Origin of the sequence: Paenibacillus cremeus, from assembly GCF_007786445.1 — a bacterium.
Taxonomy (GTDB): domain Bacteria; phylum Bacillota; class Bacilli; order Paenibacillales; family NBRC-103111; genus Paenibacillus_G; species Paenibacillus_G cremeus.
The window spans coordinates 53,807-76,971 of the sequence record NZ_VNJI01000004.1; the positions used below are offsets into that span (position 1 = coordinate 53,807).

The following is a 23,165-nucleotide window of genomic DNA, read 5'->3' on the forward strand; positions in this document are numbered from 1 at the left end:
TCTGGCTCCTCTCAGCGAATTGAAATCATGGGTTTAGCGTAGCCGTCCTTAAAATGATCCGATCCTCGGTCCAATGATCCCGGTACCAGCTGCAGCTTTCGAACGTATCTCCGAGCTCGCTCATCTTCTTCTCAAGCATCGCCCTGAATTCGCGCTTCACCGGTTCAAACTCCGGCTCCTCCGCCAGGTTGTTCATCTGGTACGGATCCGCCACATGATCGAACAGCAGCTCCTTCCGGTCGGCACGGTAGACGGCATAAGTGTACTGCTTGCTTCGCATCGCCCTCCACTCATGTCCATCTGACCAAGCGGCCGTGGCTCCTGTACCTTGCAGGAAGGCCGCCTCCGGCTCCTCGCCCTGCTCCCCGAAGGCGAACGGACTCAAGTCCATCCCCTCCACCTCAGCCGGGACCGGAAGCTCCAGCATGGAGAGCAGCGTCGGCATAATGTCGCAGGTGTTCAGGCAGACGTCCGATTCGGCGCCCTTCGGAACGCGGTCAGGCCAGCGAAGCAGGAACGGCACACGGATGGCTTCCTCGTAAAAAATGTTTTTGCCCTTCCGGCCATGCGCTCCGAACAGCTCGCCATGATCCGAGGTAAAGATGAAGATGGTGTTGTCCCTCAGCCCCAACTCATCGACAGCCTGCATTAGGCGGCCGATATTCCAATCCAAATTCGCCGTCATGGCGTAATACACCTTAAGCCAGTTCGTAATTTGCTCACGCTCTCCCGGACGGAACTTCGCCCAGTTGTCTGCATACGGCTCATCATTGTGCTCCCCGTAATTCGGCGGCAGCGAGAACTCGACATCCTTGAACTTCTCGTAATATTCCGGCGGCACATTGCTGATATCCCATGGGTCATGCGGAGTTCCGAGGGAGAGAAACATCGCGAACGGCTTGTTCGCTGCGGCCTTTTCCTTCAGCCGCTCGATGGCCATGCTGGTCTGGCCGTCCGGCTCATAGCCTTCCATCGGGATTTTTTCTTCCGTGTCGGTGTGATAGTACATGTTGTAATATTCATGGTGGAAGTTATACGCCGCCCAGAAGCCGTCAAAGCCCAGCCGATGCTCGCCCGGAGGGGTAAAGGAATTGCGCGCTTCGTAATGATGGCCAAGCTCGTTGGCCCACAGATGCCATTTGCCGATGTAGGCGGTGTCATAGCCTTCGTCATGAAGAACATGAGCAAAGGCGCGATGGTTTGGATTCAGGCGGATTTCATTGATCACCATGCCCGTGCTCGTCGTATATTTCCCCGTAAACAGCGAAGCTCTATAGGGAGCGCACACCGGATGCCCGGAAATCGCGTTGGAAAAGCTCAGGCTCTCCGTGGCCAGTCTATCAATATTAGGTGTAATAGCCTTGCTGTCACCGGCGAAGCCGCAGGAAGATAGCCGCAGTTGATCGGCGAATACATAAACCAAGTTCGGTTTCAAATCAATCACTCCTCGGGAATAGATGGCGTCTCTATCCTCATCTTAAATCGCCCTGCGCCCTGAAAGAATATAAGATATGGATAACTTGGTGTGTAAAAGGGACATCCTTTCATGTGCGCTACCGGATACGGCTGTGATACAATGAAACAAAAATGACAAGGGGGCTCCTATGAAGCACGGCGATCTGCACGTCGTTCCCTTCGTTCATAAGCTGCCGATTTACGTCGGCATGTTCGGCATAAATTACTGTCATTCCAATTACCTCAATGTGCGCCATAACTCCCCGCTCACCGTGCTTGCCTACGTGCTGAAGGGACAGGGCAATGTAACCGTCGATTCCTTATCGTTTCGGCCGCAAGCCGGTGACATCTTTATTCTGCCGATGGGTCGTAATCACCAAGTGACCGCCGATCCCGATCAAGAGGAGTATTGGACCTACCTATGGTTTAATCTCCGAGGCAATGTTCCGCAGCTGTTTGAAGCGTTTCATCTTCAATCGGCCTATCATATTCCGGAGGCTCCGTTTGAAGCCATGTTTCGTAAAGGCTTTCAGCTCGTAGAGCAATACGGCCAGAACGATGAACGACTGCAAATGGAGCTGCTCGTGACATGCACGGAAATTATCACCCAGCTATCCGGACTGGTGAAGCAGCGCCAAACGACGGTGTCCGCTGAAGTACAGCAAATGCAGCACTATTTGAACCGGCTGGAGGCCGAACCGTTCCAATCCAACGCCATGAGCCGTCATTTTGCCCTGTCCTTCAAGCAAATCAACCGGCTGTTTAAAAAAGAGACCGGCACCACCGTCTACAACTACCTGCTCGGCAAAAAACTGGACACCGCCAAAATGCTGCTGCAGGATACGTCGATGGCCGTCAGTGAAATTGCATACCGAATCGGCTATGCCGACCCGCATTATTTTTCCAATGTGTTCAAGAAAAAAACAGGCAGTACGCCTACCGAATATAGGGAACAAAATAGTCCATAGTTTAGGAGCATGAATACCATGAATGAGAACCTTATCAATAAACGGGTGCCTGCCCCGCTCCTGCTCGATACGGCCAAGGCGCTGTCCAACGAGCTTCGCTTACGCATCTTGGAGGCGCTCAGCGAGAAGCCGATGAGTGTCGGAGAGCTGACGAAAGTGCTGGGGGTGGCCCAGCCGACCGTGTCCATCAATGTCCAGATGCTGGAGGAAGTCGGTCTGATCGATACGGCACAGAAGCTCGGACGCGGTAAAATTTGCTCCCGGGTCTGTGATACGTTGATTCTGGATTTGCCGGTTGTGCCGAGCGAGTCCCTGAAGATGAAAGAGATTCATATGCCGGTAGGTATGTATACTTCTTTTCAGGTGAAGAGCCCCTGCGGGTTAGTGAATAACGAAGGCATCATCGGCAATGTGGATGATTCGTCCTCCTTTTATATGCCCGAGCGTGCCGAAGCGCTGCTCATCTGGTTCAGCAGCGACGGTTATGTCGAATATTCATTTCCGTATGCCGTCTCGGCCGACCAGCCGATTCGGGAGCTCAAGGTGAGCGCAGAAATCTGCTCGGAGGCGTTCGGCTTCGTCGAAGATTGGCCTTCCGACATCACGCTGTCGATCAACGGCCACGAGCTCGGCACCTTCACCAGTCCCGGCGATTTCGGCGAAACGAAGGGTCGGCTGACTCCGGTTTGGTGGAAGGGCGGCACCCAATACGGGCTGCTGACCGAATGGTCGATCGATGAGCAAGCGTCGTATCTGAACGGCAAGCCAAGCACCGGTGTGACGATCAGCGAGCTGGGATTACACCCGGAGAAGCCGATCCTCGTCCGGTTCGAGGTGAAGCCGGACGCGCAGCATCGGGGCGGGTTGAATTTGTTCGGCAAGCACTTCGGCAATATCCCTCAGGACATTAAGCTCATTTTTTCAAAATAGCGTTAGATCATCCACCCAAAGTAAGGCGACTGCCTCAGCACGCGGCCCGGGATGTTCAGAATCTGCTCCCGGGGAATCACCCTGCAGCGAGCGGCCCACTTCTCGTATTCGCTGCTCAGCGCGGCGACCGTTTCCGGGTAACGCTCGGCAAGATTGCAGGATTCAGTTCGGTCCTTCTGCAGATCATACAGCTCCCATTCGCCCGGATAGTCGCGGACCAGCTTGAGATGGCCGGAGCGAACCGCCGCATTCCCTTGATGCTCCCAGAACAAATGCCGCGGCAAATCAAGGTCATCAAGATCATCAAGATCAAGATCATTGGTGAAAACAGGCATCAGGCTGCGCCCTTCGAGGGGAAGCACCTCCACTCCCTCATACCGGCTCGGGTACGCCGCACCGGCCGCCTCCAGCACCGTCGGCATAAGATCCGTCAGCTGGCCGGGGGTGTGACGGATGGAACCGGGCCGGCCAAGCCGCCCAGGCCAATGGGCAATGAGCGGCGTGGCAATCCCGCCTTCGTGCACCCATGATTTATAGAGCCGAAACGGCGTGTTCGATAAATACGCCCAGTAGTTGTAGGTTTGGAACGTATCGGCCTTCCCCGGCATCACGTCCGGATGATTGCCCAGCAGCACCGGCTTATTCTCGCGCGTGGTCGCGCGCGGAATGAGCGGCACCCCCGGCTCCGGGTGCGGGTGAATATGCTCGGCGCAGCCACCGTTGTCCGAGAGGAACAGGATCAGCGTGTTGTCCAGCTGGCCAGCCTCACGAAGAGCGGCCAAGATGTCGCCAATGCCGCGGTCCATGCGGGTAATTTGCGCAGCGTACACCTCCATGCAGCGCTGCCGCCACGCTTTATGATCCACTTCTTCCCAGGAAGGCGTACCGCTATCCCGCTCCGCCGGCGTCCAAGTCGGCGAGAGGATCCCCATCTCGGTCATGCGCGTGAGGCGCTCCTCCCTCAGCTGATCCCAGCCTTGGTCAAATCTCCCGCGATACCTTTCAATTTCCTCTTCCGGAGCTTGAAGCGGCCAATGCGGCGCCGTATAAGCTACATACTGGAAAAACGGCTGCTCCGTGCACTGCTGCAGATGATCCCGAATGCAGCTGATCGCATGCTCCGTGATCGCATCCGTGTAATAGAAGCCTTCCTCCAGCGTCTCGTGCTCGACGTTCTCATTGCCGCGCATCAGCGTATGCGGCATATAGAAGCTGCCCGATCCGGCCAGCGTACCGTAGAACCGGTCGAAGCCCCGGTGCAGCGGCCATGTATCGTTCTCATGCGCCGTGTCTTTGGCCAGGTGCCATTTGCCGGATAAATACGTCCGGTAGCCTTCCTTCCTCAGCACCTCCGCCATGGTCACCGTATTGCGTCCCAGGTTGCCGGGGTAGCCGTCGGGGCCATCGTCGTAGGTGAGAATTCCGATCCCCGCCTGGTGCGGGTGCAGCCCCGTCAGCATGGAAGCCCGGGAGGGCGCACAGCGCGGCGAGCTGTAAAACTGTGTGCATCGAATTCCGTCCGCTGCCAGCTTGTCGAGATGAGGGGTATCGATCTCCCCTCCGAAGCAGCCCAGATCGGAATATCCCATGTCATCGCAAAGAATGATCATGACATTCGGCCGTTTATCCACCGTCGTGCCCTCCCTCAGCTATTCGGATCAGGATCAGCTCCGGATTTACCAGCCCGACAAACGAACAGGCAGCGGGTCTACCGTCTCCGCCATCCGGTCGCACAGCCGGACCATCATCTCCATCTGGATCGCAGCCGCTTCAGGAGCATTCCACAGATTGACCGATTCGTTCGGATCTTCCGCCAGGTCGTACAGCTCCCCCTCGCCTTTTTGATGGTATACCGCCAGCTTATAGCGTTCCGTCCGAACCATAGTGGCGAAGCCTCCGACCCCATCCTGCTTGGAGCTGGCATTATAATGCTCGCAATAAATATCGTCCCGATGCTTCTCGCCCGAATCCGCATCTGACGCTTCGCCCGTGAGCAGCTTGCCGAGCGATTTGCCCTGCATCCCCGGATGCTTAGGCAGTCCGGCGGCTTCCAGCAGCGTTGGCGCGAGATCGACCAGTTCAACCAAATCCGTTACTCTCGTGCCTCGGCCGTAATGGCCCGGATAAGAGATGATCAGCGGAACATGCACGCTCGGCTCATAGAAGAACGGCCCCTTCAAATACACCCCATGATCGCCAAGCAGCTCCCCATGATCGGACATGAAGATCACAATCGTGTTATCCAACTGCCCCGTGCGCTCCAGCGCTTCCAGCATCCGCCCGACCTGCACATCGATCAGATCGACCATCGCCCAATAGGCTGCGGTCAACAGACGATGATCACTTGCGATCATTTTGGAATAAGGGTATAGCTTCGGCATCCCATAAGCGCCATGATGGTCAAAGCGCTGCACGTAGGTTTTGGAATCCAACTCGCCTTCGACGTAATTAGGAAGCGGAATCTCATCCAACCGGTCCAGATAGCGCTGCAAATAATCCATCGGCGGGTTAAACGGGTGATGCGGGTCGAACATGTTCACCGAGAACAGCCAAGGGCTATCATATTCCTCATTGGCCTCAATAAACTGAACCGCCATCTCCGCACACCAGGTCGTCTGGTGATCTGCCGCGTCCGGTCCGATCTGAACATATCGGCTTCCCTCATAAGGCTGAGGATTGTACTCCTTGCCCTTCGCCCGAACCCATTGGATATATTCATTCGTCGGCCAGCTATTTTCCGGATGGTGGGACCAATGGAATTGATGATAGCCGTCGTTGATGCGGCGTTCCCCGGCAAAGGTTGCAGAAGGGTGGCAGGCGGAAATATGCAGCTTGCCGGACAACCCGCAGCCGTAGCCGTTATCGGCTAGCAGCCGGGTGACGAGCACCTCGTCCTCGGGAATGTTTTGCCCATTTTGCCGGCAACGCGTCGTCCGCGGATACCTTCCGGTTAGAAAGCTGGCACGGCTGGGCGTACATACGGTCGATTGGCTGAAAGCGTTTTCGAATAAAACCCCGTTAGCCGCTAGGTGGTCAATATTCGGCGTTTCTACGAACGAATTGCCAGTACAGCCGAGCGTATCAAATCGCTGCTGGTCCGTACAAATCCAGAGGATGTTCGGTTGCTTCATCGCTATCGCGCTCCATTTATTATATTTTTACTATTAATATTACTATTTTATAATGTATATACAAAAACGTAAATACTTTATTTTTTATACTGCGCCTTATAGCCTTCGTTATAAAGCTGGATGTACCGCTTCAGGTTCATGCTGTCGAGCGTCTTCACGTAATTATCCCATTCTTTGTCGATGGCAACGTCGCCGATAATAAACCGGGTCGTCATCTCTTTCACATAATCCTTAATTGTCTTCTCCAGATCGCTAAGCTCCGCGGACTGCACATCGTTGAAGAAAATCGGCGGTACGGTCTGCTCCGCCTTCGTTTTATAAGCATCGTAATTTTTCTGGGTTTCGTCATACAGGATCCGAGGAATTTCATTCGGCCCTGCCGCAAGTCCCTCGAACATTTCGCGAGAATTATGATAAGGCGTAGTCTGCATCCAGGTATTGTTCTGCATCGTGCCGAAGGCAAGGATTCGAACCCAGTTGGCCGGCTTGCCGTTGAGCCCCAGCTCATTGTTCGTCGGCTTCTTCCAGCCTACACCCTCCGAGCCGATATTGGCGGACATTCCGATCTCGCTGTTGAAGAGCGCGTCTGCCCAGCGTAAGGCTAGCTCCGGGTTTTTCGCTGCTTTCGTAATCAGAAGGTTTCCGCCGTTAAAGCCGTAATACCGATAAGGCGATTGCTGCAGACCACCTGGACCCTTGAGCGGAGGCACGGTCTTGTAATTCAGCCACCTTGTACCTGTAATGTTGGAGAAGGTTTGCGGAATCGTGGAAGAAATGACGCCGACCCGCGCATCCCCGTTCTCTACCAGCGTCTTCATCTGGTCGTTATTTAAGGTGAACGATTCCGGAGCAATCAGCCCTTGGGCATACAGTTTATTTAAATATTGGAGGCCCTGCTTGTAGCCCGGTTTATTAAAGTTGACGTCAATGCTGCCTTTCTCATCGAAGATGAGCTGGTTCGCCGAGTAATCATTCAGGATAAAAGAGTTCATCAAAAAGCTGTCGACCCCGGTCATCTTATCCTGGACTCCGCCGATCATCGGGATTTCGTCGGCCTTGCCGTTGCCGTTCGGATCCTTTTCCTTAAAAGCCTTCAGCACCTGCTCAAACTCGTCCGTCGTCTTCGGCATTTCCAAATTCAGCTTTTTCAGCCATTCGGTGTTGATCCACATCTTCTGCGGCAGCATCGTATGCGGATTACGATCGATCGTGCTCAGGGAATAAATATTACCGTCCGGCGCCGTCGTCGCTTGCTTGATCTCCGGATATTTCTCGAAAATTTTCTTCGTTTCCACACCGTACTTATCGATCAGCTTGTTAAGGGGGAGAAAAATGCCCTGCTGACCGTACACCATCTGCTGAGCGGGCGATACGCCAAAGCCGACAACCACGTCCGGCAGATCGTTCGCAGCCAGCACGAGGTTCAGCTTTTCCTGCTTCTCTTGCGGCGTGGCAAACTGCCACTCGATTTTAATGTTCGTCTTCTCCTCGTACCATTTCGTAAAATCGTTAGTGATGTAATCCTGTACGTAGGGGCTTTTTACCGCCAGCACCTTCAGCGTCGTCTTCTCCTTGGCAATCGGAAACGTTCCCGCATCCGCGCTAGGTGCAGCAGGTGCTTCAGCCGTCGCGGGCGGCTTGCTTCCCGTGTCGCCTCCCGAGCCTCCACTGCAGCCGGCTGCCAGCAGCAGCGCGGAAATCGAAATCAGTGTTGTTTTTTTCATCGTGAAAATGACCCTCCTTCGTGTTTTACTTATCCTTTTAAAGCACCGATCATCACGCCCTTGACAAAATAGCGCTGTACAAATGGGTAAACCAGCATCAGAGGAGCCGTAGCCACCACGATGAGCGAGTATTTCAGCAAATCGGACAAACCGGCGAGCTCCGCCATCTGTTTGGAATCGCCTATCATGTCAGAGTTGACCTGGCTGCGGATCAGCACTTCCCGCAGTACGAGCTGCAGCGGATACCACTTCGGGTTCTTTAAGTACATCAAGGCATTAAAATATTGGTTCCAGTGCTCGACTCCGTAATAGAGTGCAATAACCGCGACAATCGGCCCGGATAAAGGTAGCACAACCTTCCACAGAAAGGTCAGATCGTTGCAGCCGTCGATTTGCGCCGCCTCCAGCAGCTCATCAGGAATCGTCGCATTGAAATACGTTCGCGTAATGACCATATTCCAAATGCTCACTGCCGTCGGCAGCAGCAGCGCCCAAGGGGTATCCAGCAGATTTAGATTTTTGACCAGCAAATAGGTCGGGATTAAGCCTCCACTGAAAAACATCGTGAATGCGAACAGCCCCATAATCAAGCCCCGGCCCCAAAGATCCCGCCTGGACAGCGGGTAAGCCGCCATAATTGTCAACACCACGTTGATTAACGTGCCGGCTGCGGTATAGCCCACCGAAACAGCGATCGATCGAAGCACCGCCGGATCACGGAACACGGCCTGGTAGCCCTCGAGGCTGAACCCGACCGGAAGGAGCAGCACTTGCCCGGCTGACACCGCTTCTTTGGCACTGAAGGAGGAGCTGACGACGAAAACGACGGGATACAAGACGATAATCAGGATCACCAGCATGAAGGTATAATTGATGGCGTTAAACAGCCGGTCCCCCGCCGAATCCTTAATGTTTCCCCGTTCTATGTTCATCCCTCCCTACCAAAGGCTCGATTGGCCGAATTTTTTGGACAGCTGGTTAACCGACATGACTAGAATGAAAGCGATCACATTTTTAAACAGCCCAATCGCCGAAGCATACGAAAAATTAGGAACCATCGATTTCAAGCCGACGTTATACACGTAGGTATCGATAATCTCCGAGCTGCGCGTATTCAGCGGATTTTGCATGAGCAGCACTTTTTCAAAGCCCAGATCGAATATGCGGCCGACGTTGAGAATCAGCAAAATGATGGCAATCGGCATGATGCCCGGCACATCGATGTGCCAAATCCTGCGTACCTTGGATGCTCCGTCCATAAGCGCCGCTTCGTGCAGCGCAGGATCGATGCCTGCCAGTGCGGCGATGAAAATAATGCAGGAGAAGCCGGTATGCTGCCACACGTCCGACCACACGTAAACCGACTTGAACCAGGAGGCGTCCCCCATCACATTGGGCATATGCAGACCAAGACGCTCCGTCAAGACCGCCATCGGGCCAATTCTCGGAGAAAGAAATTGAAGGATCAGCCCCACCATAACGACCACGGAAATGAAATGCGGCGCATACGTCACCAGCTGCAGCGTCTTGCGAAACCTGACGTTCGCAATGTAATGAAGACCCAGCGCGAAAAGAACGGGAAACGGGAACGTGGCCACCAAATGGTAAAGACTGAGCAGCAGCGTATTTTTCATAATGCGCCAGAAATCATAAGAATTGAAAAATCGAACAAAATGATTGAACCCGATCCAAGGACTATCCCAGATCCCTTTCGTAATCGAATAGTTCTTGAAGGCGATCTGTGCTCCGTACATAGGGGCGTAGCGGAATAACAGCAGGTAGAGCAGCGGGAGAACCAGCAGCAAATAGAGCTGCCACCCTCTCTTAATTTGGTGCGAAACGGAGTGCTTCTTCGTAGGGTATCCCTCCTTACTCGACAGCGAGCAGCGCTGCATATTGGGCGTCCGGCCGGAACAGCTTCACTATACAAAACCGCCCGAGTCCGCGTAAATAGGATCGTTTTGCAGCGTATGCATTCCTTGATTTTCCACGTTGTGCAGTTGTTGCGGCCTCTTCAATTTTTGAGCGGCTCTTGTTTACCGGCGTTTCGGAAGGCCATGGCGCTGATGCCGACGGACCTTTTGAAGGCACGGCCGAAGGTGTTGGAGGAGCTGTACCCGACGCTAATCGCAATTTCACCAACCGGCAGTCCGGTATGCAGCAGCTGCTGCTTCGAATGCTCGATGCGAAGATGCTCGAGGTACTCGAAAAAGTTGATCCCCACCTTTTCCTTGAACAGCCTTGAAAGGTGGGTCTCCGTCACATGATAGCGCTCCGCCAGCAGCGCAAGCGACAGCTGCGGGTCCGAATAGCCGGCGTCCACATACGCCAAGATGTCCAGAAACCACTGCTGATGATGCTCCGCACGCTGCCGGCTCACCGCCTCGCACATCGTCTCCAGCCTTGCTTTCAGCGCCAAAAAGTGAGCCTCAATGCTTTCCACGCTGTCAGCTAATCCGTTCAGTGCCTCCGCCCCGTGCTGCAGTGTTGACTCCCCCAGCTCCGAGCCCAGCTTGAAGCTGCTGGCCAGCACATCGAAATAAAACACCTTCAGTGCAAATACCGGCAAGCTCCGTTCGACAAAATTATGCCGATACAGCTCCTCGAGAAGCGTCCTGAGCGGCTCTACGTGACCCGTTCTCACCAGATTGATCAGCCTCGTTTCGGTGCTTTCCGGGTAATAGCAGCTGCTCGGATTTGGCAGAAGCTCTTCAAACCAGACGATCCGGCTGCCCGTGCTGCGAATCAGCGCCTGCTGGGCCTCCGCGAAGGAACGGGCAATGTCCATTTGGCGCGAGTAGAGTGGCCCCACCGAAATTAGGGTTGCGATGCCATAGGCTTGCTGCAGCTGCTGCTGAAGCTCCCTCAAAAAGCAGTCTGCCTGCTCGTGCACAACCTCCGGTTCGGTATCTGTGAATTGCATCAACAGTGCGATTTTATCTTCATCCACGTCATGGACGAACACGCTGCCGGCCCCGGCTTCGCTGACCAGCTCCCGGACACGCAGCCGGCTCCGGCTTAGCGCTTCGAGATCGGCCGCTAGATACACCGCGGTCCGCTTCGGAAACGTCATGAGCGCCACCTGGTAGCAGCTGCCCGCCCATTCGATCCGCACGTGCTCCCTCACCGCTTCCATGTCCAGCTCCGACTGGTATTGCCCCCGAAGCAGCCTTTCAAAGAAAGCCGCGCGTAGAAAAGGCCGCTGCCGCTCCATCGTGTCCTGAAGCTCCCGCTGGCTTGTGAGCAGCTTCGTAATGCCTTGATGAATGATCCCGAACGCGCCCGGCGACTTAGAGTTGGAAGCCGTCATGCTGATACTCCCTGAGGCCAGCATTTGCAGAATGGACCGAACCGGTTTGCTGCTTCGGTAAGCCATAAAGACGCCGATCAGTCCGCTTAGCAGCATAAACAGCAAAAAGACAGTTACCGTCATCTGCTTGATATAGTTAATTTTCTTCAAGGCGATCTTGGCGGGCTGTGCAGCGACATACGACCAACCGTTATAGCTTGAGGTCGCATAGGTGACGACCATATCGTCTGTACCGACCTGGCGGCTCAACACACCGCTACCGCCCGGCAGCTGCAGGTGCTCCCCTGGCAGCTTGGCTCCCGGTCCGACGATGCTGGTCACCAGATTCCCCTTTTCGTCCGCGATATAAGCCCAGCCCCCGTCCGTTTTAAAGCCGCCAAACAGCTTGGTAATTTCACTGTTGTTGATCAGCACCAGCACGGTTCCATTCGGACGGTTCGCGAAGCCAAAGGAACGCATGTAGGTCAGCAGCGAGGTGGTTCTCCCCTGCAGCGTGACCGGCTCGGCAGGAACGAGATCGCGATAATGGTAGGCTTGAACCAAGGAAGTAATATACCCCTTCGGGCGATCCGGATACTGCACATACTCGGCGAAATCCTTCAGATTGGCGGTGTAATCGTTGTTTAAGACCAGCTCGTTGTTCTTAAACAGGATATAATAGCCCGCCACCAGCTCGTTCGGGCTGTAGTAATCCTGAAGCCTGCTTCGCGCTTCGATCGTCCGGTACAGGTTCGATGAACTGAACGGCTCATCGGTCTGCTGCAGTCTAACCACCTTCGAATCCTCGGTGATGCGTCTGATGAAGATGTCAATCGCTTCCCAGCGCTTATCCAGCACATTCATCCCCTGCTCCAGCAATAAGCGGTTCGATGTCTTGACCTCTTCCCCCAGAACACTTGCCGTACGGACATAAATCCAGACCCCAACCATCAGCGACATCGTTAAGACAATGAACAACGGCAGCACAAATCGGAGCATCAGCAAAGACTCCATTTTGAGGCGCGGCTCCTTGGTCAATCTAGACCCCCCTTTTACTTCCATTGAAAAAAAAGGAGCACGGTCGTTTCGCCGAACTCCTTCCTAATATTATGCTTATGAATTCACTTTTTTCTTCGATTCCATCCACTTCAGGATGCTCTCTCTTGGGATAACCCCGCAGCGTGACGCCCAGGCCTCATATTGCAGCGACATGTCCAGCACTCGAGCCTTTTGCTCGTCCGAGTCCGCCAGATTATGCAGCTCCGTGCGATCCGCTTCGATATCGTATAGCTCCCAAGCTCCCGGATATTTACGCACCAGCTTCCACTTCCCGATGCGAACGGCCGAGTTGCCCTCATGCTCCCAGAACAGCGGCTTCTCCCGCTCCGCATCCCCGTCGAACACCGGCAGAAGACTTTGTCCTTCAAAAGCCGGAATCGTGTTCCCGTTAAACTCCGAAGGATAGTTGGCTCCCGTAGCCTCCAGGATCGTAGCCATAATATCTGTCAGCTGACCGGGGGTATGTCGCAGAGCCCCTTGATCTTTGATTCGCTCCGGCCAATGCGCGATGAAAGGGGTGGAAATGCCTCCTTCATGGACCCAATGCTTATATAAGCGGAACGGCGTATTGGACATATTGGCCCAGCATAAGCCATAGCTTTGATAGGTCGTTTCCCCGCCCGGCATAATGCCCGGCGTGTTTCCGAACAGCACCGGCTCGCCTTTTTTTGTTTCAGCTCTCGCCGACTTGCCGCGAACCAGATTAGTCCCAGGACCGGGAGCCAGCTCCTCCGCGCAGCCTCCATTATCGGAAAGGAACATAATCAGCGTATTGTCCAGCTGCCCGCTCTCTTCCAATTGCCGGATGATTCGGCCGATGCCTTGATCCATGCGATCAATCTGCGCCGCATAAATTTCCATGCAAAGCTCGCGATACTCCTTATGCTCCTCATCTTCCCAGGCCGGAGCTGCCGGATCCCGCTCGCTCAGCCTCCACTTCGGATCGATGATTCCTTTCTCGATCATCCGCTCCAGTCGTTCTTTTCTCAGACGGTCCCAGCCATTGCTAAACCGCCCCTTATACCTAGCAATATCCTCCGGCAGCGCATGAAGCGGCCAGTGCGGAGAGGTGAACGCCGTATATAAGAAGAAGGGCTGCTCTGGGTATTTGCTGGCATGCTCCCGAATATAGCCGACCGCCTCATCGGCAATCGCATCCGTAAAGTAGAACTCCGGGTCGTTTAAGGCCTCATGCTCAATGTTTTCGTTATCCCTGGTCAGCGTCACGGGGTAAAAGTAATTGGCCGATCCGGCGATGATGCCGTAATATTTGTCGAAGCCCCGCTGCTTAGGCCAGGTGTCGGTAGGCTCCGTCTTGCTGGTTGCCACATGCCATTTGCCGCTCATGTACGTTCGGTAGCCTTCTTCTCTCAGCACCTCAGCCACGGTGACGCAGTTCGCGCTCAGGTTGCCCGCATAGCCCTCCGGACGCTGGTCGTCCACTAGAATGCCGATCCCCGTTTGGTGCGGATGCAGTCCGGTCAACAGCGAAGCACGGGACGGGCTGCAGCGCGCCGTATTGTAGAATTGCGTCAGCCGGAGACCCCCGTCAGCCAGTCGGTCCAGGTTCGGAGTCTGGATTTCGCCTCCGAAGCAGCCAATATCCGAGTACCCCATATCATCGTTCAAAATGATCAGTACATTAGGACGTTTTTGCACGGTGAACACTCCTTGTATGGTTGTAGTTTCATTTCCCGAGTACGATGATCTCGGACAATCCGGCTTCTGCACTTTCAGCCTGGGTACGGCTAAGCATCAGCTTGACGGATTTTACGTTCTTTCGAGCCACCGTAACGATGGCGGCCGCTCCGGGCTCCTTCGGAAAGGTCACCTCGATCGGTGTTTGATCGTCATCCACATACAGCTGCCCGGTCCCTACTTTTCTGCGATCCTCAGCACTGTTGTACAATAAAATATCGGATATCGTTTGGGGCTTGCTCCACGCCAGCTTGACCCAAGCGCCCTTCGCCTTCGCAGCGAGATCGGTTATCCATTCGCCGCTGCCATCTTTCACCGTGACGGCGTACATGCCATCCTTCAGATTGTCGGGAGGGAACCCTGCCTTGGAGGAGCTGGCCGTGAATGTCGCCTCCCCAGCGATATTGCTCCACCCGGTAGTCCCCGAAGGCATCGGCTGCTTCGTAATCGTCGGCCCATTCACATAGAGCGTCCCATCCGGCCGAAAGCCGATCCGGTCCATATTCATCTGCCTATCGCCCCCGCCCTTCAGCGGATCGATATGGGAATGGTACAGTATGAATAGCTCTTTCCCATCGGGGGAGCTGGCTATCGTATGGTGACCGGTTCCTGAAACCTGATCGTAGGTGGCCTGCAAAATCGGATTTTTCTCATATTTCACAAAAGGGCCCATCGCCTGCTTCGAGGTAGCGTACCCGACGCCGTACCGCTTGCCGCAATAGCAATTGGCCGAATACATGAGGTAATACATTCCGTTTCGTTTCAGCACGTACGACCCTTCATTCCAGCGCATATTGCCGCTTTGAATTTCCCACGCCTGCTCCGGTCTCGTCAGCTGCTTCGGCTCCCCCTTCACGGAGAGCAGATCCGAGCTAAGCTCCGCTACAAAGATTTGGCTCTCCTTATGGGAGTCGACCTGAAAAAGTTCCTTCGTAAAATAAAGATACATTCTTCCATCGTCATCCTTGAAAACAAACGGATCAATGGTGCCGAATCCGAAGTCAAAGACCGGCTTCTCCGAAGGATGCTTGAACGGCCCTTTCGGCGAGTCGCTGATGGCGACTGAAATTTTCGGGATACCGTCCGCCGCCGCTGCCGAAAAGAACATATAATACTTCCCCGCATGCTCGACGACCTCAGGCGCCCAAAACTTATTGACCGCCCATTTTACCTCCGCCCCGCTCAGAACGACGCCCTCCGCTGTCCAATGAGCAAGATCGCGGGAGGAATACGCCACGAACCTGGTTCCGCCGGTCGGATATGCGTAATAGGTGCCGTCAGGCGCCCGGATCACACTCGGATCCGCCACGTTTTTGATCAATGGGTTTTGATAGTAGGCTGGCGCTGGAGCGGCACTCTCGGGCTTCTCCTTCACAGCTGCGGCTGATTCGGAAGCGCTGCACCCTGCAGCAAGGAAGATTAGAAATATAAGCACGATGGAAGCGATCCGCCTAAGCCGTTTTACACGATTGTTCACGTTCACGTTATTTCACCAGCATGCTCTGGATCTCTTTATTCGCCGCTTCCTCAGCTTCCCTCAGTGCGGTGTTGACATCGACGCCTTTCACGACTTGTGTGGATGCGCTGTTGATGTATTTATTGATAATGTCGTCGTACCGGCTGGCCACATTGATCGGCGAATATTTATATTTAAACGGCGCAGCTATATTTTTCCCCTTCAGGGACTGGAAGTTTTGGCCGAACACCTTTTGCACTTCCGCATCCTTGAGCACAGAAGGCCGCGCATTTTTGGACAGGTTCAGCTGAGATTCCTTCCCGGTCACGACCTCGAATACTTTAAACACCTCGTCCTTATGCTTGCTCGTGCCGGACATCAGCAGAATTTGCAGCGGCGTATCCACCACATAGGGCTGATCTGAAAACGTAGGCTGTGTGACCATATCCCAATTCAGCGGATCGCCCTTCTTCGCCATATCCTCGAATTGAGCCAGAGCGCCATTGTAGTCGGCCTTCATGGCCAGCTTCCCTTCCTGGAACATCTTGAGCGTACCCGGCTCGCTGTTCCCCGGAATCGATCTCCATTCCTTGAAATAATTCAGCACCCGGGCCCAGCCCGGTGTCGTGAGCTGCGCTTTCTCCCGCTTGGCGTCATACTTATCTTGAAGCATCGATAGCGACAGGCGCGCAAAGGCGACGCCATTATCAAAGCCCTGATATTGGGTCCCGTTATCGTTCACCGTTACTCGCTTGGCCAGAGCGATCGTCTCCTCCCAAGACATCCCGTCTTTAGGGTAAGGCACGGCCAGCTTGTCGAAGATGTCCTTGTTGTAATACATGATCGGGAAGCCCAAGGTAAAAGGCATCGCGAGCATTTCGCCCTTATCGCTGTATTTCGCGACCATATCGGTGGTAGACGTTTGCAGCTGGCTCAGATCGTACTTGTATTTCTTGATGTAGGGGTTCAGATCGGTGACAAGCCCGAGATCCTTCAGCCGGTTTACATCCAAAATGCCGGCAAAGATGAGGTCCGGATATTGCTGAGCCGCGACTGCACTCTCCAGCGTGGTCCCCTGCTGAAGCCTTTGCAGCTCTACCGTAATATTCGGATATTTTTTCTTGACCGGGTCGGCAATGATTTCCTTGAATTCGTTATCCTCAATCCCAGAACCAACCTGATACATAATCAAAGTGACGGGCTCACTCGAGCTAGGCGGAGCTTCTTCCGTGGTTGGCACAGTAGACACGCTGGAGGTCTCTTCCCCCTTCGAGCATCCGGTTACAGCATACAATACAGTCGCAAGCAGCATGGCCGAGCTCAACCATCGGTTCACTTTCATGTTCTTCGACTCCCTTGTTGGTTATGAAGAGGTATGTAAGCGATAACATAGTATAATATTAATATACATAGAAATTATAGTATATATTACCTATTTTGTGAATACGAAAAACCGTTCGGAAAAAGTTTCCGGACGGTTCTTTGCCATGCAATCCTTGTTTTCCATTCGACTACCAGATTTTGGGCAACGACGCGACGACAACAAACCCCCGCCCGATTCGCCGGCTCACATGGATGCCATAGTCACTGCCATAAAGCATCTGCAATCGGTCGTGAATGTTTTTCAGCCCTAAGGATTTTTTTCCGCTCCCCGAATGAGGCTCCGCTTTATGCTTGAGCGAGAGGCTGATCTCTTCGATTTTTTCATGACTGACAAGCGCGCCGTCATCTTCCACACCGATGTGCAGACACTCCTCTCCCGACTCGGCCCATATGGTAATCAAGCCGGAATCCTCTTTCATTTCGATCCCATGGTAAATCGCATTTTCAACCAGGGGCTGAACGATCAGCTTCGGAATCTGGCACTGCAGCAGCTCCTCTGGAATTTTGCAATCGAGCTCGAATCTGTCACCGTACCGAAACCGCTGAATATTAATATAATCCTTCACATGCTGCATTTCTTCGTACAGACTCACAATGGGGGCTCCCTTGATGCTGAAACGAAAGATCTTGGCTAAGCTGATCGCCATATCTCCGATGTCCGGCGCCTTGTAAATGTCCGAAAGCCATTTGATAGACTGCAGCGTGTTATACAAGAAATGCGGATTGATCTGGGCCTCGAGAGAGGCCAATTCCGCTTCCTTCTGCTTAATATTCGAAAGGTATACCGTTGAGATCAGATTCTGGATTTCACCGATCATGATGTTAAAATGCTGGTTTAGCTTGCCGAATTCATCCGAATCCCTGACCTTAGCGCGTACCGTTAAATTCCCTTCCGATGCCTTCTCCATGAGCCGGATCAAGTTATGCACGGGCTTGGAGATCCGTCTCGCCACGAAATAGGCAATGACCGTACTCGTAATGGTAGTTATCAGAGCAAGCACGAGAATAATGTTTTTGACCCGGGCGGCGTCGACGAACAGCTCTTGAACAGGGATCACCGTAACCATCTTCCAGCCCGTGGTATGAATCGTAGCAAAAGCGACCAGCTTCTGAACGCCATTCTCCTGATAAAAATAATGGCCGTTGTCCTCTTGAAACACGTTCGCGAACATCGCGTCGCGTTCACGAGCTAAACGCAGGCTGACCAGACCTTTATCGCTGGCGGAAATGACCGTATTGCGGCTGTTCAAAATATAGGTGTACCCTCCCGGAGCCACATCACCAGAGGTGTAAACATTTTCCAGGGAACGTTCATTCAAATCCATCCATAGCACACCGAGCAGCGTTCCATACGGACTTTTGATTTTTTTCAGAACGGTCACCACATTGGCATTCGAGCTCTTCGTGTAGCCCGACACCTTGTGGGCTGGAGACCACATCACATCCACCTGTGATTGGGCCATGAACCCTTGGTACCATACATAGGACGCAAAATCTGTATGATCGAGCAATTGATTCGCCGAGGAAAAAATCACTCCATCCGTGCTGATTAAATAAAGCCCGTTAATGTCATTGCGATAGATGGCGTATTTGTTCAGCTCGTCTTCCACATTATGCGCGATGACATTTTTTTCATAGTCGGTCGCTTGGTCATAGGCCATAATGCCTTCCTTCACCGGATTCGTCTTGTTGTAGGAATCGAATAAGAGGGTATTCACCGCTTTTTCCGCATCTTCCAAAATGACCTCCGAGTTCAGCGATAGCTGATGGACGGTCTGCTTAATCGAACGGCTGACGTTGTTATTGATGATCTCGGTGGCCACCGTATACCCGAAATAACTGACAATAGTCAAAGGCAGGACGATCAAACTGAGAAAGGCGAGCATTAAACGAACAAATAAATTGAGCCTCGTTTTCTTCATGGCACCACTTTCCTATATTCGCTGGGTGTCATCCCAGTATGCTTTTTGAAAATTTGCCCAAAATGCCTGAAATCCCTGTACCCTACCTCATCCGCAATTTCGTAATTTTTGAGGGTCGTGGACCGGAACAGCTCCTTGGCCTTCTCAATCCGAAGTTCGGTCAGAAAGTCCGAAAAATTGCTTCCGGTCTCTTGTCCGAATAGATGGCTTAAATAGCTGCGATTTAGATACACATGCCCGGCGGCGTCCGCCAGCGAGATATCCCGCTTAAAATTGGCGTTCAAATAATCGATTACATCCCGAATGACTTTGCTGTACGGCTTACGGAACTGGCTTTGCAGCTCCAGGAACGCCGTTTGAAAAATGTCGTTCATTCGTTCAAGCACATCCTGGAGCGTATCGCAAAAATAATGCGCCTCACGCACTTGCTCAAGGAAGTCGCTTCTTTCGCTGCCGCGATCCCGATGGACCGTTTCCAAAATGCCAGCCATTTCGAGGTAATAGGCCTCGATGCTGTCGGGATCATAGGGTCCCCCGCTGGCCAGTTCCTTAAATGCCGAGTCCAGCAGCGCTTGGAACGGCTGCACGTTGCCCAGGGCCAAGGCTTGGTATAACGATTTCAGACTCTCGGCGCCTGGCAGCGGGAGGGACTTCAACTCGGAGACGCCCCCCGTTTGAAACATCCGGGTATCCGGGTATAGCAGCCTCAGCTTTAAAGCGCGGGCGGCCTCCTCGTAGCAGCGCCGCATCCCAGAGACACCCCCTTCATTGATGCCGCTGATACCCCAGGCGGTTTGAACTCTGATCGTCTCTGAAATCGCTTTCAACGCTTGGTTGACAAACTGCTCCAAGATGGCATGATCCTCTGGTCTTAGCAAAAGACACAAGCTGCCTAGCCGCACATCCACCAGTTCTCCGAGCTGATGAATCCGCAGAAGCTCCTCCAAGATGTTCTGAACGGCGAAGTGAAGCAATCCCCCATCACGGAATACGGTGCTTTTTTCTCTGAACGAGTGAATCTTGACCAGCGCAACCGCCACCCCACCCTGCAGGGCATGCTCCAAGCCCAGTAGCTTGCTATAGCGCTGGAGCTCCAGGCTTGCCGCATCGCCGAACAGGATGTCCTTCAATACTTTTTGTCTAGCGATGCCGAAGGTCTGATTCAGCCGCTGCGACATGGCCGCTTGCTCCTGAAGCTTCTGATGTTCCTCTTGAATTTCATGTACAATTTTCTCGATCGCAGTCGATAAAGTTTTACCGTCGATCGGCTTCAATATGTAATCGGTCACTCCGTAAGAGATGCACTTCTTCGCATAAGAAAAATCATCGTACCCTGAGATGATAACCACCTTGACCCGACTCCAACGCTCCTTCACGATCCGTGAAAGCTCGAGGCCATCGATTCCCGGCATCCTGACATCGGTCAGCAAAATATCGGGCGGCTGCTGTTCGATCATTTGCAAAGCCACTCTCCCGTTCGGGGCCGTGAGCACCTCATGAATTCCATAGCAGGCCCAATCGATCGCCATTTCGATTCCGATTCGCATCAACGGTTCGTCGTCCACAATCAAGGCGGATAGCTTCATGCGATCTCCTCCGAATACGAAGTTATTCAGCTACAATATATTGTTCGACGGCATGGTGCACGGTCCCTTTTCACCCACAGCTTTATCGGATAAGTCGGCTGACGGCCGCAAAATCCAGGTCGCCATCCTCCCTTGCCGCCATCTCGTACAACTGATACGCCAGGGAAGCGATTGGCATCGGCTTGCCTTGACCCTCCGCAAGCGCGATCCCAACATCCTTCTTCATCAGATTCATTCGAAAGCCCGGCTTAAATTGGCGTCCGGCGATCGCATTCAGCTTGTTGGCCACCATCCAGGAGCCGCCCGAGCTGCTTCCGATTACTTTCTGTAATGCATCGAGATCCACGCCAAGCTGTTCGGCTAGTACCACAGCCTCGGATGCCGCTAGCAGATGGATGGCCGCCAGCATTTGATTGATGGCCTTGACTGCCTTGCCGGCACCCACATCCCCCACTGGAGAGACGGTCGCAGCCATTGAACGCAGCAGTGGCTCCGCCTCCGCAAGATCAGACGCCTCACCGCCGGCCATCACCGTTAACGTGCCTTGCTCTGCGCCAATCGTACCGCCGCTGACCGGTGCGTCCAGTACCCGGGCGCCTCTCTTTGTATAGGCCTCTGCGACTTCTTTCATGACATTCGGCGACCCCGAAGTCATTTCGATGAGCAGCTGCTCCTTTCTCACAGCCTCCAACATCGCGGAAGACAAGAGAACCTCCCTCATCTGGCGGTCCTCCGGAAGAATGCTCACCGTAGCCTCACTAATCGCCACCGCTTCAGCTGCAGTCGGATGAACTACCGCGCCCAGCGCACGCAGCTCCTCCACCGGAGCCGGGTTGCGGTGCATCGTAATATGGAGCGTATACCCCGCTCGGAGAACGTTCTTTGCCATCGGCAGCCCCATCGCGCCTAACCCCAAAAAAGCCACATGCCGGATGCGATTCATATTCATCATTTGATCTTCCCTTCGTTTTTGTTTTCTGAAGGAACAGAAAATCCCGGCGTTGTCCCCGGGATTTCCGCCGCTATTTCCTTTAACGTCCGCCATCGCCGTCCGCCACGATCACGTTTTGGATGGCTACATAAGCTTATTTTTTCTGGTCAGCCGCTTTCATCTTGGCGAATTCTTGCTCCACTTCACCCTGGGCTTGATCCAGCGCTTCTTGTGCAGGTGTATCCTTCAACAGCACCTTCTCCATCGCCCGGGTCAGGGCAAACTTCGCAGTCGTAAACCAGATCGGCGACATATACTGAGCTTGCTCGACCATCTTGAACATTTTCTCCTCCAGCGCATCCGGCATATAATTCGGTCCGAGCGCCTTTACGGATACCGGCATCATCCACTTGGTTTCCCATAGAAACCGCTGCCCGTTGCCTACGGACATCCATTTCACGATTTCCCAGGCCAATTCCTTGTCTTGCGCATTCTTTACCATCTGCACCCTCATCCCGCCTAGAAATCCGCCGGTGCCTCCCGGCCCCTTCGGGATCATCGCCACATCGTAGCGGTCGTCCATTTTCAGCGAACGGAATTTCTGTAATTGGATCGCGGGAAGGTTGATGTACATGGCGATATTGTTTCTCGGCGTCGACCACTTTTCACCGCCCAGTCCCTGAACCGTGCCGGGAGGCATATAAGGGATGAGCGATTTAAAATAATTTGTCGCCTGCACCATGCCAGGGCTGTTGAGCGACACTTGATTCAAATATTCTTTATATCCCATCTGACCCATATCGGCCCCGAACGTGTTGGCGATGATCGACACGTTGTATCCGGCGTTGTCGCTGGGAATCCGTGTAAACAAGCCGTAGGTGAGCTCGCCGGTTTTTGGATTTTTCCCGGTCAGCCGCTTCGCTTTCTCAAGCACCTCATCCCAAGTGGGGTTAGACGAAAGCGGCGGTATACCATAGGCCTCAAAGATACTCTTGTCAAAGAAAATGCCGGAGGCGTCGACCGCGATCGGAAGCGCATTAATCACGGATCGGCCGTATGGATCCACCTCAAGCGGACCGGTAAACATGGAAGAGGACAGATAGTGGTCCTTGCTCCACTCTTTATCCTTCTCCAGCCATGGCGTAAGCTCTTGGCTGAAGCCTTGATTCCATAAAAACTTGCTGTCGGACTCCACGGCAACGTCAATCTGCCGTGATTCGATAAGCGCTTTCACTTTTCCTTGATGGTCTTTAAACGGGTAGGTCACCACTTCAAAGTCGATGTTCGGGTAATCCTGCTTGAGCCATTTCTTCAGCTCGTCCGCACCGTACACGGTGTCGCCTGTCAAAGGATCCGGGGCCGTCTGGTCGTTCAGGCCGACAAAGCCGATCCGAATTTTCCCCTTGAGCTCAGGCTTAGCTTTGACCGGAGCAGACGACCGTTCCGCCGAAGCCTCTTTGGCGTGTCCCGCGGAAGGGTCTGACTGTGCCCCGCCGCAGCCTGCCGCCGAAAGCATCAGCACCGCCGCAAGAGCGAAAGGGATCCATCTGCGATGCATCGCTTTACCTCCTCGTCGTTCATCGCCTATCAAGCTTATTTTATCGCATAGGCGATGCTTTTGTTAGGCGGTGCG

General features: G+C 53.7%; 16 protein-coding genes. 2 read left to right on the forward strand and 14 right to left on the reverse strand.

Annotated features, from left to right (window positions below; translation table 11 throughout):
* Nucleotides 1-25: 25 nt before the first annotated feature.
* Entirely contained in the window at nucleotides 26-1,435 is a 1,410-nt protein-coding gene (locus tag FPZ49_RS04445) for a sulfatase family protein (protein ID WP_144843782.1), read from the reverse strand.
* Nucleotides 1,436-1,604: 169 nt separating this feature from the next.
* On the opposite strand from FPZ49_RS04445, the gene FPZ49_RS04450 reads away from it, so the two are divergent.
* Both FPZ49_RS04450 and FPZ49_RS04455 read left to right on the forward strand, forming a co-directional pair.
* Nucleotides 1,605-2,423, forward strand: coding sequence for an AraC family transcriptional regulator (locus tag FPZ49_RS04450; RefSeq protein WP_144843785.1), 819 nt, complete (start codon nucleotides 1,605-1,607; stop codon nucleotides 2,421-2,423).
* Nucleotides 2,424-2,441: 18 nt separating this feature from the next.
* Nucleotides 2,442-3,353 (forward strand): ArsR/SmtB family transcription factor, encoded by a 912-nt coding sequence (locus tag FPZ49_RS04455; protein WP_144843788.1) that lies wholly within the window; start codon nucleotides 2,442-2,444, stop codon nucleotides 3,351-3,353.
* Nucleotides 3,354-3,355: 2 nt separating this feature from the next.
* Here FPZ49_RS04455 and FPZ49_RS04460 read toward each other — a convergent pair whose 3' ends face one another.
* The 13 genes from FPZ49_RS04460 to FPZ49_RS04520 form a co-directional block, all read right to left on the reverse strand.
* Nucleotides 3,356-4,984 carry an arylsulfatase gene (locus tag FPZ49_RS04460; RefSeq protein ID WP_222429866.1) on the reverse strand — a complete coding sequence of 543 codons (1,629 nt, stop codon included), beginning with the start codon at nucleotides 4,982-4,984 and terminating at the stop codon, nucleotides 3,356-3,358.
* Between the two features lie 45 nt (nucleotides 4,985-5,029).
* Nucleotides 5,030-6,484 carry a sulfatase family protein gene (locus tag FPZ49_RS04465; RefSeq protein WP_144843791.1) on the reverse strand — a complete coding sequence of 485 codons (1,455 nt, stop codon included), beginning with the start codon at nucleotides 6,482-6,484 and terminating at the stop codon, nucleotides 5,030-5,032.
* A gap of 77 nt (nucleotides 6,485-6,561) precedes the next feature.
* Nucleotides 6,562-8,208, reverse strand: a complete 1,647-nt coding sequence (locus FPZ49_RS04470; RefSeq protein WP_144843794.1) for an extracellular solute-binding protein — start codon at nucleotides 8,206-8,208, stop codon at nucleotides 6,562-6,564.
* 29 nt (nucleotides 8,209-8,237) lie between these two features.
* Complete coding sequence (locus tag FPZ49_RS04475) at nucleotides 8,238-9,140, reverse strand: carbohydrate ABC transporter permease (RefSeq protein WP_186445611.1); 903 nt, start codon at nucleotides 9,138-9,140, stop codon at nucleotides 8,238-8,240.
* Between the two features lie 6 nt (nucleotides 9,141-9,146).
* Nucleotides 9,147-10,103 (reverse strand): ABC transporter permease, encoded by a 957-nt coding sequence (locus FPZ49_RS04480; protein ID WP_186445612.1) that lies wholly within the window; start codon nucleotides 10,101-10,103, stop codon nucleotides 9,147-9,149.
* Nucleotides 10,104-10,222: 119 nt separating this feature from the next.
* On the reverse strand, nucleotides 10,223-12,535 hold the full coding sequence (locus FPZ49_RS04485) for a helix-turn-helix domain-containing protein (protein WP_186445613.1): 2,313 nt from the start codon (nucleotides 12,533-12,535) through the stop codon (nucleotides 10,223-10,225).
* A gap of 75 nt (nucleotides 12,536-12,610) precedes the next feature.
* Complete coding sequence (locus FPZ49_RS04490) at nucleotides 12,611-14,215, reverse strand: arylsulfatase (protein WP_144843800.1); 1,605 nt, start codon at nucleotides 14,213-14,215, stop codon at nucleotides 12,611-12,613.
* A gap of 28 nt (nucleotides 14,216-14,243) precedes the next feature.
* Nucleotides 14,244-15,737 (reverse strand): glycoside hydrolase family 43 protein, encoded by a 1,494-nt coding sequence (locus tag FPZ49_RS04495; RefSeq protein WP_222429867.1) that lies wholly within the window; start codon nucleotides 15,735-15,737, stop codon nucleotides 14,244-14,246.
* Nucleotide 15,738: 1 nt separating this feature from the next.
* On the reverse strand, nucleotides 15,739-17,052 hold the full coding sequence (locus FPZ49_RS04500; RefSeq protein WP_144843803.1) for an ABC transporter substrate-binding protein: 1,314 nt from the start codon (nucleotides 17,050-17,052) through the stop codon (nucleotides 15,739-15,741).
* A gap of 169 nt (nucleotides 17,053-17,221) precedes the next feature.
* Nucleotides 17,222-19,015, reverse strand: coding sequence for a cache domain-containing sensor histidine kinase (locus FPZ49_RS04505; RefSeq protein WP_144843806.1), 1,794 nt, complete (start codon nucleotides 19,013-19,015; stop codon nucleotides 17,222-17,224).
* The gene (locus FPZ49_RS04510) at nucleotides 19,012-20,601 is read right to left on the reverse strand and encodes a response regulator (protein ID WP_144843809.1); all 1,590 of its coding nucleotides are present in this window, start codon (nucleotides 20,599-20,601) and stop codon (nucleotides 19,012-19,014) included. The genes FPZ49_RS04505 and FPZ49_RS04510 overlap by 4 nt, the downstream gene beginning before the upstream one ends.
* Nucleotides 20,602-20,683: 82 nt before the next feature.
* Nucleotides 20,684-21,553, reverse strand: a complete 870-nt coding sequence (locus tag FPZ49_RS04515) for an NAD(P)-dependent oxidoreductase (RefSeq protein ID WP_261381242.1) — start codon at nucleotides 21,551-21,553, stop codon at nucleotides 20,684-20,686.
* Between the two features lie 133 nt (nucleotides 21,554-21,686).
* Entirely contained in the window at nucleotides 21,687-23,090 is a 1,404-nt protein-coding gene (locus tag FPZ49_RS04520) for an ABC transporter substrate-binding protein (RefSeq protein ID WP_144843812.1), read from the reverse strand.
* Nucleotides 23,091-23,165: the final 75 nt, after the last annotated feature.

Excerpts from the sequence above, each read along its gene's own strand:
- FPZ49_RS04450 (WP_144843785.1), top strand. The coding sequence starts at position 1,605 with ATGAAGCACGGCGATCTGCACGTCGTTCCCTTCGTTCATAAGCTGCCG.
- FPZ49_RS04455 (WP_144843788.1), top strand. The coding sequence starts at position 2,442 with ATGAATGAGAACCTTATCAATAAACGGGTGCCTGCCCCGCTCCTGCTC.
- FPZ49_RS04465 (WP_144843791.1), bottom strand. The coding sequence starts at position 6,484 with ATGAAGCAACCGAACATCCTCTGGATTTGTACGGACCAGCAGCGATTT.
- FPZ49_RS04470 (WP_144843794.1), bottom strand. The coding sequence starts at position 8,208 with ATGAAAAAAACAACACTGATTTCGATTTCCGCGCTGCTGCTGGCAGCC.
- FPZ49_RS04475 (WP_186445611.1), bottom strand. The coding sequence starts at position 9,140 with ATGAACATAGAACGGGGAAACATTAAGGATTCGGCGGGGGACCGGCTG.
- FPZ49_RS04480 (WP_186445612.1), bottom strand. The coding sequence starts at position 10,103 with ATGCAGCGCTGCTCGCTGTCGAGTAAGGAGGGATACCCTACGAAGAAG.
- FPZ49_RS04500 (WP_144843803.1), bottom strand. The coding sequence starts at position 17,052 with ATGAAAGTGAACCGATGGTTGAGCTCGGCCATGCTGCTTGCGACTGTA.
- FPZ49_RS04505 (WP_144843806.1), bottom strand. The coding sequence starts at position 19,015 with ATGAAGAAAACGAGGCTCAATTTATTTGTTCGTTTAATGCTCGCCTTT.
- FPZ49_RS04510 (WP_144843809.1), bottom strand. The coding sequence starts at position 20,601 with ATGAAGCTATCCGCCTTGATTGTGGACGACGAACCGTTGATGCGAATC.
- FPZ49_RS04515 (WP_261381242.1), bottom strand. The coding sequence starts at position 21,553 with ATGATGAATATGAATCGCATCCGGCATGTGGCTTTTTTGGGGTTAGGC.
- FPZ49_RS04520 (WP_144843812.1), bottom strand. The coding sequence starts at position 23,090 with ATGCATCGCAGATGGATCCCTTTCGCTCTTGCGGCGGTGCTGATGCTT.